This is a genomic window from Dyadobacter jejuensis, from assembly GCF_003149085.1.
GTDB lineage: Bacteria > Bacteroidota > Bacteroidia > Cytophagales > Spirosomataceae > Dyadobacter > Dyadobacter jejuensis.
In genome coordinates this window covers 67,444-85,084 of sequence record NZ_QGDT01000016.1, presented here as the reverse complement: position 1 = coordinate 85,084, position 17,641 = coordinate 67,444, and the positions used below count along the sequence as shown (strand labels likewise).

General features: G+C 46.5%; 12 protein-coding genes. 6 read left to right on the top strand and 6 right to left on the bottom strand.

From position 1 onward, the window contains the following. Window positions 1-242: 242 nt before the first annotated feature. On the top strand, window positions 243-1,106 hold the full coding sequence (locus CLV98_RS20740) for an AraC family transcriptional regulator (protein ID WP_109677608.1): 864 nt from the start codon (window positions 243-245) through the stop codon (window positions 1,104-1,106). Window positions 1,107-1,281: 175 nt separating this feature from the next. After that, window positions 1,282-2,904, top strand: a complete 1,623-nt coding sequence (gene pckA, locus CLV98_RS20735; RefSeq protein WP_109677606.1) for a phosphoenolpyruvate carboxykinase (ATP) — start codon at window positions 1,282-1,284, stop codon at window positions 2,902-2,904. Window positions 2,905-2,928: 24 nt separating this feature from the next. Here pckA and CLV98_RS20730 read toward each other — a convergent pair whose 3' ends face one another. The 6 genes from CLV98_RS20730 to CLV98_RS20705 form a co-directional block, all read right to left on the bottom strand. Then, a complete protein-coding gene (locus tag CLV98_RS20730) occupies window positions 2,929-4,467 on the bottom strand; it encodes a sulfatase family protein (RefSeq protein ID WP_109677604.1) in 1,539 nt (512 codons plus the stop codon). Between the two features lie 213 nt (window positions 4,468-4,680). Continuing rightward, window positions 4,681-5,832, bottom strand: a complete 1,152-nt coding sequence (locus tag CLV98_RS20725; protein ID WP_109677602.1) for a N(5)-(carboxyethyl)ornithine synthase — start codon at window positions 5,830-5,832, stop codon at window positions 4,681-4,683. A 240-nt stretch (window positions 5,833-6,072) separates the two neighbouring features. Then, a complete protein-coding gene (locus tag CLV98_RS20720) occupies window positions 6,073-7,476 on the bottom strand; it encodes a hypothetical protein (protein WP_146202319.1) in 1,404 nt (467 codons plus the stop codon). Next, window positions 7,473-8,495 (bottom strand): hypothetical protein, encoded by a 1,023-nt coding sequence (locus CLV98_RS20715; RefSeq protein ID WP_109677598.1) that lies wholly within the window; start codon window positions 8,493-8,495, stop codon window positions 7,473-7,475. Before CLV98_RS20715 ends, CLV98_RS20720 begins: the two co-directional genes overlap by 4 nt. Window positions 8,496-8,500: 5 nt before the next feature. After that, window positions 8,501-8,779 (bottom strand): hypothetical protein, encoded by a 279-nt coding sequence (locus tag CLV98_RS20710; protein WP_109677596.1) that lies wholly within the window; start codon window positions 8,777-8,779, stop codon window positions 8,501-8,503. A 94-nt stretch (window positions 8,780-8,873) separates the two neighbouring features. Next, complete coding sequence (locus tag CLV98_RS20705; protein WP_146202318.1) at window positions 8,874-9,185, bottom strand: hypothetical protein; 312 nt, start codon at window positions 9,183-9,185, stop codon at window positions 8,874-8,876. Window positions 9,186-9,543: 358 nt separating this feature from the next. Here CLV98_RS20705 and CLV98_RS20700 point away from each other — a divergent pair, with 358 nt between their 5' ends. The 4 genes from CLV98_RS20700 (at window position 9,544) to CLV98_RS20685 (ending at window position 17,640) form a co-directional block, all read left to right on the top strand. Next, the gene (locus CLV98_RS20700; protein WP_109677592.1) at window positions 9,544-14,493 is read left to right on the top strand and encodes an AAA family ATPase; all 4,950 of its coding nucleotides are present in this window, start codon (window positions 9,544-9,546) and stop codon (window positions 14,491-14,493) included. 3 nt (window positions 14,494-14,496) lie between these two features. Continuing rightward, window positions 14,497-15,138 carry a response regulator transcription factor gene (locus tag CLV98_RS20695; protein ID WP_109677590.1) on the top strand — a complete coding sequence of 214 codons (642 nt, stop codon included), beginning with the start codon at window positions 14,497-14,499 and terminating at the stop codon, window positions 15,136-15,138. A gap of 364 nt (window positions 15,139-15,502) precedes the next feature. Continuing rightward, window positions 15,503-16,060, top strand: a complete 558-nt coding sequence (locus tag CLV98_RS20690; protein ID WP_109677588.1) for a restriction endonuclease subunit S — start codon at window positions 15,503-15,505, stop codon at window positions 16,058-16,060. Continuing rightward, the gene (locus CLV98_RS20685) at window positions 16,060-17,640 is read left to right on the top strand and encodes a type I restriction-modification system subunit M (protein ID WP_229203505.1); all 1,581 of its coding nucleotides are present in this window, start codon (window positions 16,060-16,062) and stop codon (window positions 17,638-17,640) included. Before CLV98_RS20690 ends, CLV98_RS20685 begins: the two co-directional genes overlap by 1 nt. Window position 17,641: the final 1 nt, after the last annotated feature.

Genomic DNA, 17,641 nt, shown 5'->3' with positions numbered 1-17,641 from the left:
GGTTTTACCCAACGAATTCCCAAGATATATTAGTATCAATTTGATAACGTGGATATGAATATAGGTAAAACCCAAACAAATTCTAGCCCAAAAACGATCATTTTAGTATTCGGAAAACAAATGGATGGCTCTATTATTTTCAATTAAATAAGTCAATATTCCTATCCTCTTGCACAATTTGATCTTTTTTTGATTAAATTCACTCGTTAAAATCTATTTTAGGCAAATATTAAGGTAGACATATGAAGGCGCCCATCCACAAAAAAATTGAAAGTCAGATTCGAAGCATCACGATTCAAGAACTCATTGAGCCCCATTTCGACTCCAATTGGCATTTCCATCCCCATTATCAGCTATTCACGGTTTTAGAGGGAACGGGAAAACGTTTTATTGGGGACTCTATTCAATCGTTTGAGCCGGGCGATACCGTTTTTCTAGGCCCCGACGTCCCACATTTATGGAGAAATGATGCCGCCTATTACGCTGCCGATACTGGTCTTATGACCCACGGAATTGTTTTGTATTTTCAAGAGGACTTTATGGGGAAAGATTTCCTCGATAGACCAGAAATGATCCCCCTCAAACAATTGTTTTTGGATGCGAAGCGAGGGATACAATATAAAGGCCCTTTGAAAGAGCTAATAGCCAGCACGCTTCAGGAGATGCTAGCCATGGATGGCCTAAAGAGCCTTTTGAAGCTCCTCCACTTGCTGGAGGCTATGACTCATGAGTCGGGAGGCACCCCTATTGCAAGCTACGGGTATACCAATCATTATAAACTCTCCGAAACCGAACGCATGCAAAAGGTCCATAATCATGTGCTGCAACACTACCAACAGGAGATCCGACTGGGAGACGTTGCTGCGTTGGCCGGAATGACTGAAGCTGCTTTCTGTAGGTACTTTAAAGCTCGGGTTAATAAAACATTTGTTGATTTTGTAAACGAAATACGTATTGGGCACTCCTGTAAGTTGCTGTTAGACAAAAAAACGAGCATCTCCCAAATAGCCTATGATAGCGGATTCGACTCTCTGTCGAACTTCAATCGGAATTTTAGAAAATATACCGGCACCACCCCTAGGAACTACAAGGCCAATTATGAGTAATGATTCCAAAAACGATTCCCCTTAAATATTTTGGATACCCCTTCGGTAGGCGTATTTTCTTCACTAGCCTACCAGGTCCAGCGACAACCCTCTGGAAATAGCACAAGATACTATTGGAATTAACAAAAATATAGCTTATTTTAGGAGTACATCGCTACACTAAATAGAGAGGGTCATGGAAAAAGAAACAAAGGTAATTACCGACCGACTAGTAGACACCGGCCCTATAGAAGCCCTTATGCACTGCAAGCGGGTATATTTACAACTAAGTCCAGAAAAGCTTGTCAAGCTATCCCTTAAGAGAAAGGAAGGCATACTGACCGACACAGGGGCCCTGATGTGCGATACGGGCAATTTTACGGGTCGTTCACCAAAAGACCGGTTTATAGTGCTCGACGCCCTCACCAGGGAACCCATCCATTGGAGCGATATTAACCTTCCTTATTCCCCAGACGCTTTCGATACCTTGCACCAAAAAATGTTGACTTACCTGAAAGGCAAGGAGGTTTTTGTCCGATATGCCTCGGTAGGCGCCGAAGTGCGCTATGAACAACGGCTGATGATCAGCAGCACCCTTGCATGGCAGAGTATTTTCTGTCATCACCTTTTCATCAGACCCGGCGATAGGGCACTTACTGCATTCCATCCAGACTGGTCGGTAATATGTATACCCGAGTTTGAAGCGAACCCCACGGAAGATCGTACCCGGCAAGGGAATTTCACCATCATCAATTTCACCAAAAAAATAGTCCTTATCGGTGGATCGGCTTACGCAGGAGAGATTAAAAAGGCCATGTTTACCGTTATGAATTTTTTACTACCTACCGTGCATCAGGTTCTGCCCATGCACTGCTCGGCTAACGTAGGGAAGGATGCCAACGACCAGGCCCATACCGCCTTATTTTTTGGATTGTCGGGGACGGGAAAAACGACCCTATCGGCCGATGCCAGCCGACAGCTTATTGGCGACGATGAACACGGCTGGTCCCAAAATGGCATATTTAATTTTGAAGGAGGATGCTATGCCAAGGTCGTCAATTTGACTTCTGAAAGCGAACCCGAAATATTTCAGGCCATCCGTACGGGGACAGTACTCGAAAACACCCGGTTTTATGCAAATACCCTGACGGTCGATTTCCAAAACATTTCGGTTACCGAAAACACGAGAACGGCCTATCCGCTCGACTATATCCCCAATGCCTGCCACCCATCCATAGGCCCTCCCCCCCAGCATATTTTCTTCCTTACCGCCGATGCTTTCGGAGTATTACCGCCCCTGTCGCGCCTGACCAACGAGCAGGCGATGTTTTACTTCAAAATGGGCTATACTGCTAAGCTCGCGGGAACAGAAATGGGGGTCAACCAGCCAGTAGCGGCTTTTTCGTCATGCTTTGGAGAGGCATTTCTTCCTTTACACCCCGACGTATACGCCCGTATGCTTGGCGACAGATTGGAACAGAGCAAAGCCCAAGTATGGCTGCTCAATACGGGCTGGATCAGTGGCCCCTATGGCGTAGGAAACAGGATTCCTCTGGCCTATACCAGGGCCTTACTGCATGCCGTGCTGGACAACGGCCTCGCTCATACCCCCTTCGTGACACACCCCGTTTTCGAAGTAGCGGTACCTCAGCATTGCCCCAATGTCCCCGACACCCTATTAAACCCGGAACAATCGTGGCTCGACCCTACCGAATATGAACGTAAAGCGTGCCTGCTTAAGGAAAAATTCGACACCAATGCCTTACGGCTGGCCCAAACCAATAAACCGATTCAGGAAATTGCCTCGGGCAGCCACTAGCCTAAAAAGCTGCAACCGGCTGCCTCAATTGGGTTTTGGAAATGTCCGGATCGGGCTGTAGCGAATATAAGTTTCAAAGATCTCCCCGTCGGCAGTGGTCCGTGGGTCGTGGGTTTGGGCCAGATAGTCCTTAAGTTCCTGGGACATCTGCTTGCGGATGCCTGCATAAGCAGGGTCGGCAGCCAGGTTTTGTAGGCAGCCTGGGTCTTTTTTAATATCATATAGTTCCTCAGCCGGTCGCTTGTCGACCGCCATATGAAAGTAGGGGGCCATATCCTTATCCTCCCGTAAAATATTTAGTGGCGACTCGTTGAAGTCGTCGATATCATGATAAGCGCCATGCATGGGGCCCAAAGTACCATCAGCGTCGTATTTTTGAGGTGCACCTGCTGGCCAGCGCTCTGGATGAACATTCCATATATACTGGTACTGACCCTTCCGAATGGTGCGCTGTGGATACCCCCAATTATTCCACCTAGAAGACGAATGCCGCTCCCGAGAGGCGTAAACGGCCGTACGTTCTGTATCCACCAAACCTTCGGTAGTAGCCTTCAGAATATTCATCAGGCTTTTTCCTTCCAGCTTCATGGTATTCAGCCCTATCCCAGCCGCTTCCAAAAAGGTAGGTGCAAAGTCGATAGAACTCACCAGGTCGTCTATCACGCGTCCTCCTTTTACCTGAGCACCCCACCGAATGGCCAGGGGTACATGGATTCCATATTCATAACAATTGGCCTTGGCACGAGGAAAAGGCATGCCGTTGTCGGAGGTCACCACCACCAGGGTATTTTCTAGCTCGCCTTTCTCCTCCAATAGGGCCAAAATTCGCCCCAAATGCCGGTCGTACCACTGGATTTCGTATAGGTAATCGAGCATATCCGATTTCACCTCGTCCTGATCGGGCAGAAAAGCAGGTACCTTCACATCGGAAATCTTCATACCGCTGCGCTCACCAATCCCCGTTGGATAACGGCGGTGAGGCTCCTGAGCACCCATCCAAAAGCAAAAGGGCTGATCAGAGGGCTTTTGCTCGAAAAAGTCCTGAAAGTTGGCCGCATAATCGTTATTACTTATTCCCTTGGGTGCGGTTAATGTATGCCGATCATATTGCTTCCCGGCGGGGTTATGCGCCCTACCCACTACTTTGCCAGGCCCCCAGCCTTTACCAGTTAGTCCCACAAAATAACCCGATTCTTGCAATACATCGGTAAATATCTGTAGCTCTATAGGAAAAGTACTGGCATGGGTACCTGCTGGGCCTATTTGCCAGCAGTTTTTACCCGTCAGGATGGCTGCTCTTGAGGGGCTACAACCTGGAGAAGCGACAAAGGCGTTGGTAAACAACACCCCCTCCCTGGCCACCCGGTCGAAAGCCGGTGTGTCTATGGCCTTAAAACCATAAGCGGAAGCATGGGCGAAAGATTGATCGTCGGAAATAACGAAGAGGATATTGGGACGCTGGGGCCGGGACTCCTCCCCCCTGGGTTTTAAAACAATGGTAAAAGCCCCTAACAGAACAATTAGGGCACCCAGCAATATAAATTTTGGAAAGGGAAAGTGCATAAAAGTGCTTGAGTGATGATCAGGCCATTGCACCAAGTCCAAATAAAACTTACTGTAATAGCCTGTTTTGGATCTAATTTAATAAGTAAACATCCACTAAAGCACCCTTAGAAGTGATTATACTGATACCATAAATGCTTCATTTTCATATTCTGGCGATCCCCTTCCTTAACGGTTGCCCTGCAAGCAGGAATACCTCTCAAAGCAATACGATTAGCTTGCAATGTTGATAAGATGTGGGTATTCCTTGAGCCGATGCTGGAAGTCGAGTATACTGTCTTTCACAACGACCCCTCGATCGATGTTGATGGCATTTCTAATGGTACTATTTTCAAGCCAACTATCTCGACCTAAAAGGACTGCCGGAAGATGCACGATTAAAGCGGCCGATAGGGAGCGTGAGGCACTTTCCCAAAAGTAGCTCGGGGTATGATCAACGGCATAATAGTCGATTTTATCAATAGCGATTAGGGGCTCTTTGAAAGTGGTGGGTTTGGCAAAATAGAAGCCCATTCCTTCATCACAGCTTACATCTACAATCAGCGTTCCAGGTCTGAGCCTAGCCTTTTCTTCCTCCTTTACATAATCGATGGGGTCGTCGATATCTTGGTAGGTTCCATTAATAATTATTTCAGATTCCTGAATCAAGTCCAATAACGGCCGTTCCGATCCGTCATGCTCTACCACAATTAGTCTAGGCTCCCCCGCCTTCCCCTTGCGTAGCCTGGCATAATGAACATCCAGCACTTCCTCTCTAACTTCATGGTCGGGGCGTTGAATACAGATGGTAATGTCCCGAAAGCCATGTGCTTTTAAGGCATAAATTGCACCTCTACTCACCGCACCAAAGCTAAAGATAATCGCTTTTCGTTGGTTACCATAATGCCCGTCTATCCCTTTCAGTTGGAGGGCATGGATCACCGCACTATAGCCCGCAATCTCATTGTTTTTATAAAAGGTATGGCGCCCCATTTGTCCCTTAGGGCTCCATACATACATATCCTCAAAGGCTATCAGGGTTAACTTTTTATCGATGGCAGTCTGCGTTATCTCCTTTTGTTGGGCACAATGAGGATACCCCCAAAGGGTACCACCGTCTTTCAGCTCTACCAGATCGGACAATACGGGCTTGGCAATAATTACAGCGCCAATATCTGACAAAATTTCACTTCTGGTCGCTATTCCCCCGGTCAATTCCCTAATTTCTGCATCTTCAACATGGAAAGGAAGTCCATAACCCTTCTCGAAAATGAGTTGTTTACGGATATTTTCTGGGAGTCTTTTTAAATGTTCAGGATGTATGGGCACACGTCTTTCATCTACTTTTTTGGAGGTCCCTATCACTCCCATTTTTAATAAAGTCATTTTCTTTTTGGATGGACACGAATCGCAGAGTAATGAATTGAGCAAAACGCATGATTATAATTACGAAGAGATCGTCGTTGCTAGCAATCAGGCATTAAGTTGGCCACTAGGGTTTCATTAATCAAAATGAGGTCTTCAGGGAGTCTAAGGTCGTGTAATACGACACAGGAGAGGTCACCAATGGTACTCGATATAAACCGACAAAATACACAAGTATAGCAATATAACCAATAAACATCCCTATCGGTTCAGTCGGGTCATCCCCATCACTTTATCGGTGCTATGGGAGGTAGCTGGCCTGTTGCCCCCTGCAGGCACTTGCAGGCTAGCACCTGCGTGGCAGCCAATGCAGGACGACCGTTGCCTATAATTTTCTATGACCGCATTGGCCAAAGAGGCCGGCTCCGGTGAGCCCGTATAATGCACATCGGACGGATATAAACGAGGGGATTGGGACCATTGGCTGCCGATCAGGTTATAATTTTGCCAAAATGAATCGCCAGTCATAGCGCGCATCTCCGCATGCATCCACCGATTCAGCTCCTTTACCGCCGCGCTCATAGGCCGCAGGCGAGCCAGTCGCGATTTACCTGCTGTATCAGGACTTTCATTGACCTGGTCGCCATATGAGGCATGGTAATAATTGTACTTTTTATGAGGATCCACCACCACCTTATTATTCACTATATCGGGAACATTATCGGTATGTTCGAAGGTGCTCCAGATCCCTTGAGGAAGCTCGGCATATTTCAATACAATATGCATGGCTACCAAACCTACTTTCACAAGGGTATCATTTTCTTTGACGATGGCCTCCCTTACCAAATAACGACTGGCATCGTCGGAGGGTGTTAAAATTTTCCAAGCGGTTTTGATCATGATCGAACCTGCACCTGGCGTAAGTTTTAGGGTGGATTCGGGCCGAGTGCCCAATTTTTTTTCTCGTGTAACTCCCGCTATATACATCGGAAAATAGATCCTATTGAGGGGAACCGTCCGATCATTTACTTTTAACTCCACTTGCTTATTTACATATGGGAAGGTTTCTACGAAAGCCCGAACCCCCTCCATATTATGGAGATGGGCGGCGGAGATATAATCGGTCATCACCCGATTATAGTAGGTTTTAAAATAGGTTTTATTCCCATTTTGATCGACTACTGGCCAAGACCTATCGACTTCATCATAGGCCTTCATTTCTTTATTTTCGGTGTCTGTTAAGGCGAAAATGGCCTGGTGCGAAGAGGGAGAAAGGGCCGATTTGAGGTATGCACTTCTTTTTTTAGTAAGCTCCATTTGGACCTCACTACCCTCAAAAACTCGGTCTATATCCTGCCACCTTTCCCAAACGAAGCGGGCCGACTTATCCCCAAAACATGCAGAGAGGTCGGGGTTCCCCTCCTGGTCGGAGGGCCAATGGATGGCCATAAAGGTTTTCCATGCTATGGTGTCGGCTACGGCTTGCGCACGACTCGTAAACTCCCTATGCCCTAAGGGCCGATTGATGGCATTATCCAAGGCTAAGTCAACAGGAACTTGCGAATAGGAGAGGCATTTCTGCTTCAAGGCCTGCCCCTCCTCCCAGAAGAGTCCGCTTAGCAAGCCTGCTACCACCAAGACTACCGATACAAATGGTTTCATCATTTTTCTACTTTTGACCAGATAGATATATTTTTAACGCCGATATAGAGCTTCGCTTCGAGCGGCCCGTCGCTTGCAAAGGTGATCTTAATGTGATGGATATACTCTTGGTAGGCCGAAGTACGATGTGTCGCTGCAGCCAAAAATTGTCTGAGACGATCGGTATATACCCATTCTATTAATTTCCTTTTTTGTAAAAAATCTAATACCTTTTGCAAGCGTATAGCATCCCAACGCTGAATGTAGCCCTCCAACCCGACTCGATGCGGACCGGAGCCCAAGCAAGTTTCCACATTGATGTCTACAAAGTCGAAAACCTCATGCATATCCCTCAACAGGGTGACCAGCATCGGGTAAGTTAACCGATAGCCTATCCGCTGTAAAAAGGGTACTATTTCGAGTTCCGAAATACGATGAACGAACAAACGGACCGGTTGCTTACCGGGTCGGGCCGTCATCCTCCCTATTTGGGGGATCCATGAGCCAGCCGGCAAGGCAGCATGGATAAAAGCCAAGGAATCTATGGATGGTTTTTCTAAGGTTTCTCCAAAATACGAAAAGATAAAGGGTACGACCTTCGTAAACGCATCGGTATTGAGTCCATCTACCGGCCCGAAGAAGAAATTAGGCACGGGGTCGGTGGAGGCCATCTGAGTCGCATCCATTTCTAGCCATATATTCTTCAGCAAATAGTACAGATCTGTGCGTCGACCTCGCCACTGGTCGACCAGGGTACGAAGATTTCCCCACATCCGATGGGCATAAGGAACATTCCATAAATATTCTTGAAAGGCCCCGAATGTGGCCTTGGAAATACAAATTTGGAAGTCGGCCTGCAAAGTGTAATCGGCCAACCTGATTTCATACCCCCAAAGCGTGCTCATGTCCGCCGGAATATCACCCAAAAAACGAATCGATTGGCCAATGCTTGCCTCCGATAAAAGGTAGTCGAAGGCAGGCATTCCCCCACAACGGTTCTCCGGCGTATAGGCAACAACGGAGGTAGACTGGACCCTTTGCATGCCTTCTAAGGAAGGTGATCCAATATTTCCTTTACTTTCACTTTCAGATCCAGAGGGGGGCACCATTCGGCACCACGACAAGGCTCGGCAAGAAAGTCTAGGAGCCGGTCAAATACCTCAGTCCCCAGTTTTTCAAACTCGGCATGGAAACGTCCCCCTGGCTCGGTCAACTCTGGGGATATTTCACTCAAGGTTAATTGTAAAAATTCTGGACTAAACTCGCTATGATAGAAAGGAGGAAGAATTTCAAAAATTGTATTACCGGGATTGGACAAGTCTTTCATAATGATTGAATTAAGGTAGGGTTACAAAAAAATTAAAAACAAGATCTATATCGATACGCACTTGAATGCATTATAACGTGCTTATCGCACGCTTCTAAGACAAAACTTGGATAGGTAATACCAGGCTCGAAAGACCGTACCTAATATGAACCTTCTGGTAACTCCTAATTTCGGGGTCAGTAGTTTCGAAAACAAAGGACTTCGCCGTTCCCTTATAGGGGCCAGTTCCTTCGGCCACAACGAGCACTAATCTTAGAGAGTCCCTCTCCCCCTCATCGCCGGCCTGTACCACCCTGCTAATCACCACCCGATCGTCCATTCTGAAAGTTAGGACGGAGCCGTGTACAAATAAAGATGCAGGCTGATCCCTCAGATTAAGCATGGCATTGGCCGCTATATTTCTCATAATGGTTGTTTTAGTAGGGCGATAATCCCAGGCCATTCAACGGCATCAAAGATAGAGGGACAATAGTCAAAACACAATCCGTATAATTACGGATTTTCTTAAGCGATAAGCGGCAAAAATGCAGGCTATGTTTGATGGCATTATGATCCAGATAACACGCTTATACTAAAAATAATAACTATCCAACACAACCACCAAAGCCCATAGGACCAATAAGCGGGACTGACTTTACGACCATTAAATAACCTCTTGATTCTATTTCATGAATTTACAATAAGGCTACCTGTAATATATTCAATTATTAAAGTTAATTTAGGCCATATTTTCCTAAACATTTTTCGATAAGATTTAGAATTCAATGAAGAAGCTTATCTCTAAAAGTGCGCGCTCTTTGGTCTATCATATTCGGCAGGACAGCGGAGCAGATGCCATTTTAAAAATATTTCCGGACGATGCGGAAACGGAAGAATTGGTACAGAGGGAGCTCGAATTGAGCCATAAATTCACAACACCACATTTTCGAAAAGCCCTATCCAGGACCATTCACAACAATCAACTAGCGCTGCTTTTAGAACATATTGAAGGCATAAGTCTGAAGAGCTACCTCCAGAAAAACCCTTGCTCACTAGAGTCGTTTTATTCAATTGCCTTAAACATCCTCGATTTACTCGACGATCTGCAGCGGCTCCGGATGTTGCACAACCGTTTCAATCCTTATAATATCCTCATAGAGCCCGTTAGTGGAAGACTCACCTTGATCGACTTTTCAATGGCTGAGTGTGCTCCATTTAGCCCTCAATTTCATGCGGCTTCGAAACTCGACGCTGCCGAGCTTCCCTATTTCCCTCCGGAACAAATAGGGCGAATAGGACGAAAAAGTGACTACCGATCCGATTTCTTCTCAGCGGGAGTCTTGTTCTATGAAATATTAACGCGGCAGTTGCCCTATAAGAGCAACCAGATAGGAGAGCTGTTACGTGAAATCGTCCTAAGTCCGGTACCCTCAGCCCGGTGGGTCAATAGCCAGATCCCCAAATGCCTCGACGAGGTATTGAGTAAACTCCTGTCGAAGTCTACCGTTGACCGCTACCAGTCGGTATATGGCCTTCGTCGGGACATAGAGTTTTGTAGAGACAGTGCAGAAAGTCCTGAAAAACGAATGGCATTTATACCGGGCCAACACGACCGTGCCATAGGTTTTAAGATTTCAGAAAAAATTTATGGCCGGGAATCTGACATGGGTGTATTGTCTCAGCAACTGCAGCACTGCATCGATGGACAAAAGGCCTTGGTACAGATACAAGGAGCCCCTGGTACGGGCAAAACGGCCTTAGCCAATAGAGTCCGTATCGAAGTCCTACAGCAGGGAGGCGTCTTCATATATGGACAGTTCGATATTACCAAGAAAGAGAATCCCTTTTATGCCATAGCATTTGCCTTAAAGGAGCTAGCCACGCATATATTATGTGAAGATCAGCATCGGCTGGAGCAATGGAGAAGCGTACTACACAGCGCCGTTGGAGAGGTAGGTAAAGTCTTGACAAATTTCGTTCCCGAATTCAAATGGATTATCGGCGAGCAGCCTGAAGTACCGGCTCTAACGGGTGCAGAAGCACAAAGCCGTCTGGAATACGTCTTTCAACGGCTGTTTGAGACCCTTGCCGTACAAGGACAGCCACTGATCGTCTTCTTAGACGACTTTCAATGGGCAGACCATTCGTCGAGTCAGCTGGTAGATGCCCTGATTCACTACCCTCGTTTGAAGTACTTTATGTTGATAACCGCCTCACGCCCCGACCCCAATGCCATGGTCTTGTCGAGCCCGGTATACAAGACCAACATCACCCACTTATCCTTACGAAATTTAACGAGCACCGACATCTATGCACTCTTAGAAGATTCCATACCCACTTCAGACAACCACACCCTGGCTCAGCTTATTTTTGAGAAGACCAACGGAAACCCTTTCTATACCCATCAGTTTTTACATGCCCTATGGCAAAGTGAGGTATTCAGCTATGACTCCCGTCAGAACCACTGGCATTATAACTCCAGCCAACTAAGCCTGCTTAAAGAGACTGAAAATGTCCTGGAATTTATCCTCAATAGGCTAAAAACACTATCAGGACCCACCATGGGAGTTCTGCAGGTTGCATCCTGTTTTGGTCGACAATTTGGCTTGAACGATTTGTCAGTAGTATGCGGCAAATCGATAGTCTATTGCCAGGAACTCTTGGAGGATGCGTTGCTTAAGGAATTTATCAGAAAGGCCCAGGCCGATAATTACGAATTTGCCCACGACCATATTTTAGAGAGTGTCTATCAGGGACTACAGGAACTACAGCGAAAGTGTATTCATGCTTCCATTGGCCAGCATTTTCTTAAAACATATGGTAACAGCCCTCATTCAGAAACGCTTTTTAACACCACGCGTCAGCTCCACTTGGGCCTAGAAGAGCTACCCGCCGATGAACACTGGAACTACCTCATTTTGAACTATAAATGTGGGGTAGAATCGAGTTCCAAAGCGGCCTTTTCACCCGCGCTGGAATATTACAGGAGGGCTATTATGGTGCTTCGGCCTGAGCATTGGGGCGTCCATTACGAGTTGATCGTAAACTTATACATCGGTGCGGCAGAGTCGGCGGCCATTGTAGGGGAAAGAGCTATGGCCGAAGCCTGGGCTCAGGAGATCATCAATCGCTCCAACACCCTCGCAACTCGGATGAAAGGCTATGAAGTAAAGCTTGATATACTGAATGAAAATCATGAAATGTCATCGGCCATTGAGCTGTTGCTAGTACTGTTGAACGACCTGGGCTATCCAATAAAACGAAACCCTTCGCAGCTAGACCTCCTAATCGAATACGGCAAAACGAAACTACTATTAAAGGGCAGAAAGGCGGAGGCCTTGGCCCACCTCCCTGCCATGACGCATGAGTCCGCCTTGATGTTTATGAAGCTTACAGCCAAGTGTACGACTTCCATCTTTTCGGCGGCTCCGGAACTACTCCCTTCAATCGTTTTTAAACAAGTACAGCTTTCCCTAAAATTCGGCAACTCCCCCTACTCCGCCGTAGGCTATGCCGCCTATGGGTTTGCGTTGGCGAGTATTATGGGCGACCTTAACCAAGGCTACGCCTTTGGCAAGCTAGCCCTTGGATTAGTCCAAACCAAGCCTTCGGACCAGGTTCAGGCTAAGGTGATGGCCATGTTTTACGGCTTCCTGTCCTACTGGAAGTCCGACATTAGGGAGGCCATTCCAGCACTAAAGAAATCGTACATTATGGGTCGGGAGACCGGCGATCTGCTATATGCATCTTTTTCTGCCACTTTTCATAGTTGTCTGCTTTTTTTCACTGGCGAAAGGCTACACCTGGTGGCACAGCTGATGCAAGAAGATAGCGTCATCATTCTCGAAATGAAGCAAGACTTGGTGTATGTGGTCTCTGAAAACCAACGTCAAATGGTGCACCACCTCGTCAGCCCTCAGGCCACCGACTTATCCATCACTGGCAACGAGCCTACCGAAAAGGTCTTCGTTCAAAAACTGTTGGACAAAAAAGACTCGGCGACACTGTTCGACTTTTACGTGTATAAGCTTTTCTTGCACTACCTGCTGTCGGAGGCTACCTTGGCCTACTCATTCGCCGAAAAGGCCCGGGAAAGGGAGGATGAGAGCTCCTCACGACAAATGTCTTATCCGCATTATTTGCTAATTGCCGCTTTAGCAGCTTCCGACGCTTATATCCTAGAACCCCACCGACGTTATTTACAGCGCATTCAAAATGCCAAAACCAAGCTCAAAAAAATTGCCCATTCGGCCCCAGGCAACTTCTTGGGAATGTACCAAATGGTGGCTGGCGCCTACTGTTCCGCTACAGGAGACTTGGAGATGGCAAAAAAATATTTCGGTGATGGCATAGAGTTCGCAAGAGAAAAGAACTACCTGCACTTGGAAGCGATAGGCTATGAAGCCTTAGGGAAGATCTTCGCCAGAACCAAAGCCTGGTCGCATTGCGAGCTGGTCATCAGGAAATCCTATGCCACCTATTGGGCATGGGGCTCAATGGCCAAATGCCTCCACCTGGAGAGGCAATACCCCGAACTCTTCATCAAGGACATTCGTCCTCAGCTGCCACAAAGAGTCGACACGGTAGAGCAGGCTATAATGATGCTTCAGGGAAGAATATCCACCATTTCCGACGTCAAGCTATTACTGAAAAGCTTGATGCAAATGGTTGTTGAGCTCTGCCATGTAGACCGTGCCTTACTGCTTTTTTCGGGCTGGGACCAATCCATCCAGGTCAAAATAGAAGAGAAGGCCATGAGCCAGATCCTTAACTCCGATGCGGAAGTCAACGGTGGTTTCCCGCTCTCGGCGATTCATCTGGCACTTCGGTCCGGCCAGCCCGTCTGGTCCGCTGATCTCAGCAAGGACGCACGCTTTTTTTCGGACCCCTACATCAGCCAAAATGCCGTTCAGTCGCTGATAGGCTTTCCGCTTGGCCAAGGCGGGAACGTAAAGGCCATCATCTACCTCGAAACCCTAACTGACCGCCTTCCCATCGGCCAGGAAACCTTAAATACCCTAAATGCCATGGCGGGGCTTTTTCATATCTCAGTAGAAAATGCACAATTACTAGAAGAACATGAAAGGGTACGCAGGCTAGAGACAGACTATAACAACCAACTCCTGACGATCAGCCACTCGGCCGAAGAAAATGAACGACGACGCATTGCCGCCGACCTACACGATGATATAGGGGCCTTGCTTTCGACCATCAAGCTGTATCTAAGCCATGGGAATAGCACGGCCGAAATCAACCTAAAGGCGAAAATAATCCTGGACCAAGCCATACAGAACCTTCGCCAGCTCTCGCATCGACTATCGCCGGCATCACTAGAGAAATTCGGCTTGGTGGTAGCCCTCCAGTCTATGATTCATGATATACAGCAAGCCAGCCATCTACAGATTGAGCTGCGAACCAACCTCGTCGGCCGCTTGCCCGAAAGCATAGAGGTGCAGCTGTACCGTATCTTACAGGAGCTTTTTAATAATACCTTGAAATATGCCCAGGCATCCAGTATATTTTTAAGACTAGAACAAAAACACAACCTCCTCGAATGCGAATACACCGACAACGGTGTGGGCTTCGATATGGGCGCCATACAACTGAAGCATGAAGCCGGTAAGGCTATTGGACTTCAAAACATTGCTAATCGATCGCGTACCCTGGGAGGGAAACTTTATATCTACTCCACCGTTGGCCATGGGATTAGGATGAACCTGGAGATAAAACTTTAAAAAATGACTCCTATAAGAATCACCATTGCCGACGACCACCGGATTTTCCGCGAAGGACTGCGGGCCATTCTGGATAGCATCCCCTCGTTCGGGGTGGTAGCCGACGTTCCCAATGGCCTAGAACTGCTCGAAAGCCTCCCCTACCAAACTCCCGACGTCGTGCTCATGGACCTAAACATGCCCATTTTAGATGGTATCGAGGCCATGGTGCGCATCAAACGGGAGTACCCAGCTATTCGGGTCATCGTACTAACCATGCACCAGGAGCCGAGTACAATAGTACAACTGCTGGAGCTTGGAGCCAGCGCCTATTTATTAAAGAACACCTCGGCTCAGGAGTTGGTACGGTCCATCAAGGAGGTTTATGAGAAGGACTTTTATTTTACCTCGTACATCTCGGAGGTGATGCTACAGCCATCACCCAGGAACCCAGCTACGGCAGATACCTTTGCCATATCTAAACGAGAGCGCGAGATCCTAGGGTTGATATGCCAAGAAATGACTACCGCCGAAATTGCCGATAAGCTGTTTATCAGCAGCCGAACCGTAGAGAGTCATCGTAAAAGTCTATTGGAAAAGCTACAGGCCAAAAATACCGCTGGACTGGTATTCAAAGCCCTTAAACTCCAATTGGTACAGATTTGAGGATGCTGCCGATCCAGTTATTTTCCAATAGCCAAATTTTTTTTAATAAACACATGATCAAAGCTTAGGGGTAATATGGCTGGAGCCCTGCGGGATCAGAGGCTTATGCCAAAGCGGTGGTGGCGAAATGGTCGCTCGATTACCTTATCTTATTCGTATCATAGGATTGACCCACATAAAGAAATCTTCTTGTATTTCTTTATCTGACGCGAAAATCCATATAACATTGATAATCAAATCATTACCAAATAAAATCCAATCATTTGTAGTTTTGTAGAGCCTGTACTTGGATTTTTTTCTCAAATTCCACTTGAGTAGATAGAATTTTCAGCTATATTTGTAGGACGACTACTTAGAATAAAATTTGAAAACATTATTAAAAGATATTGCTACCATTCAAACTGGACTTTTTGCTAAAACACAGGAAGTAGGTGAAATCGTGTATTTACAAGCGAAACATTTTGACGAAAACGGAAATCTTTTGAGCAATATATATCCTGACATAGGGTCAATAGGTATCGCAGAAAAGCACCTACTCCAACCTGGCGATGTACTTTTTGCAGCCAAGGGCTCCAAAAACTTTGCAGCCGTTTATGAAAGCCATCACCCAGCAGCCGTGGCCTCTACTTCGTTTTTCGTTATTAAACCCTGGGCCAGCAATATTCTACCAGCGTACTTATCGTGGCTGCTCAATAATGCCGATACCCAAAACTTCATAAAAGAGCATGCAAGAGGAACGGCCATGCAATCCATTAGAAAGTCCGTTCTAGAAGAAATTGAAGTCCCAATCCCTAGTCTTGAAAAGCAACACGCTATCATTCGACTGGTAAACTTAGCTGATACCGAAAAACATCTTCGGCTTGCAATTCTTCAAAAGAGGAAACTATTAATCGAACATCAAATTACCAACTTAATAAAATAATGACTAAAATAACTCAGAAAGACATCAACGATGCCGTATGGAAGGCCTGCGATACCTTTAGAGGCAGTATTGACCCAAGCATTTATAAAGACTATGTGCTGACGATGCTGTTCCTAAAATACCTTAGCGACGTCTACGACGACAAGTATGATGCCTATCTTGCTAAGTATGCCGGGGAAAAAGAAAGAGCCGATCGCGCCATGAAATACGAGCGATTTGTGGTTCCAGTCAATAGTCATTTTAACTTCCTCTACGAATCTCGTAATGAACCTAACATAGGTGAGCTCATCAATACGGCCTTAATAGACCTAGAAGAGGCCAATCGTGAAAAATTATATAGCGAAGACGGAGCAGGGATTTTTCAAAACATCGATTTTAACAGCAGTAAGCTTGGCGAACCCAAAGACAAGAATACCCGTCTGAAGAACTTATTGCTCGACTTCAACAAGGAGTCGCTCAACCTTCGTCCTTCGCACCTAGACGGCGTGGATATTATAGGCGGAGCATATATGTTTCTGATAGAAAACTTTGCGAGTGATGCGGGTAAAAAAGCGGGAGAGTTTTTCACCCCAAAAGAAGTTTCTACCCTTATCGCCAAACTCACCAAGTCCAAGCCTGGCTCGCGTATTTGCGACCCAACGTGTGGCTCAGCCTCGTTATTGATAAAAGCCGGTGAAGAGGTAGGCTCCGACAATTTTTCGCTTTACGGGCAAGAGGCCAACGGCAGCACGTGGGCTCTGGCCGTGATGAATATGTTCCTGCATGGTTTCGACAATGCCACTATACGCTGGGGCGATACCATTCGCAACCCAAAGCTGATAGAAGGGGATGCCCTTATGAAATTTGATACCGTAGTAGCCAATCCTCCCTTTTCGCTAGATAAGTGGGGAAAGGTGGAAGACAAAGATGGCGACAAAACAACAGTAAGCTACGACCCCGAAACCGATAAATACCTCCGCTTTTGGCGAGGAGTGCCACCAAAAAGCAAGGGCGATTGGGCATTTATTAGCCATATGATAGAAACCCTCAACGAACAAGGACGAGCTGGCGTAGTGGTACCGCATGGTGTATTGTTCAGAGGGAGTAGCGAAGGGAAAATAAGAAAAAAAACGATTGAAGAAAATCTGCTTGAAGCAGTAATTGGCTTACCTGCCAACCTGTTTTTTGGTACAGGAATTCCGGCTACCATTCTTATTTTCAACAAGAATAAGGCTATCAGTTCGAGCGGAGTCGAAAACAAAAACTTCCTGTTTATAGATGCCAGCAAGCACTACGAAAGTGCCAAACACCAAAACAAACTGCGTGATAGCGATATAGGACACATTGTAAACACTTATCGGGATTTTAACGCTGGGAAATTGGAACCTGGTGTGGTGGAAGATAAATTTAGTTATGTGGCCACATTCGAAGAAATATTAGAAAATGATTTCAACCTCAACATCCCACGCTATGTGGACACTTTTGAAGAAGAGGCCGAGGTGGACATTGCAGCCGTGCAACAGGAGATTGAACAACTGGAAGGAGAATTGCTGAAAGTACAGAGTGAAATGGGGATATATTTAAAAGAATTAACCAACTGAA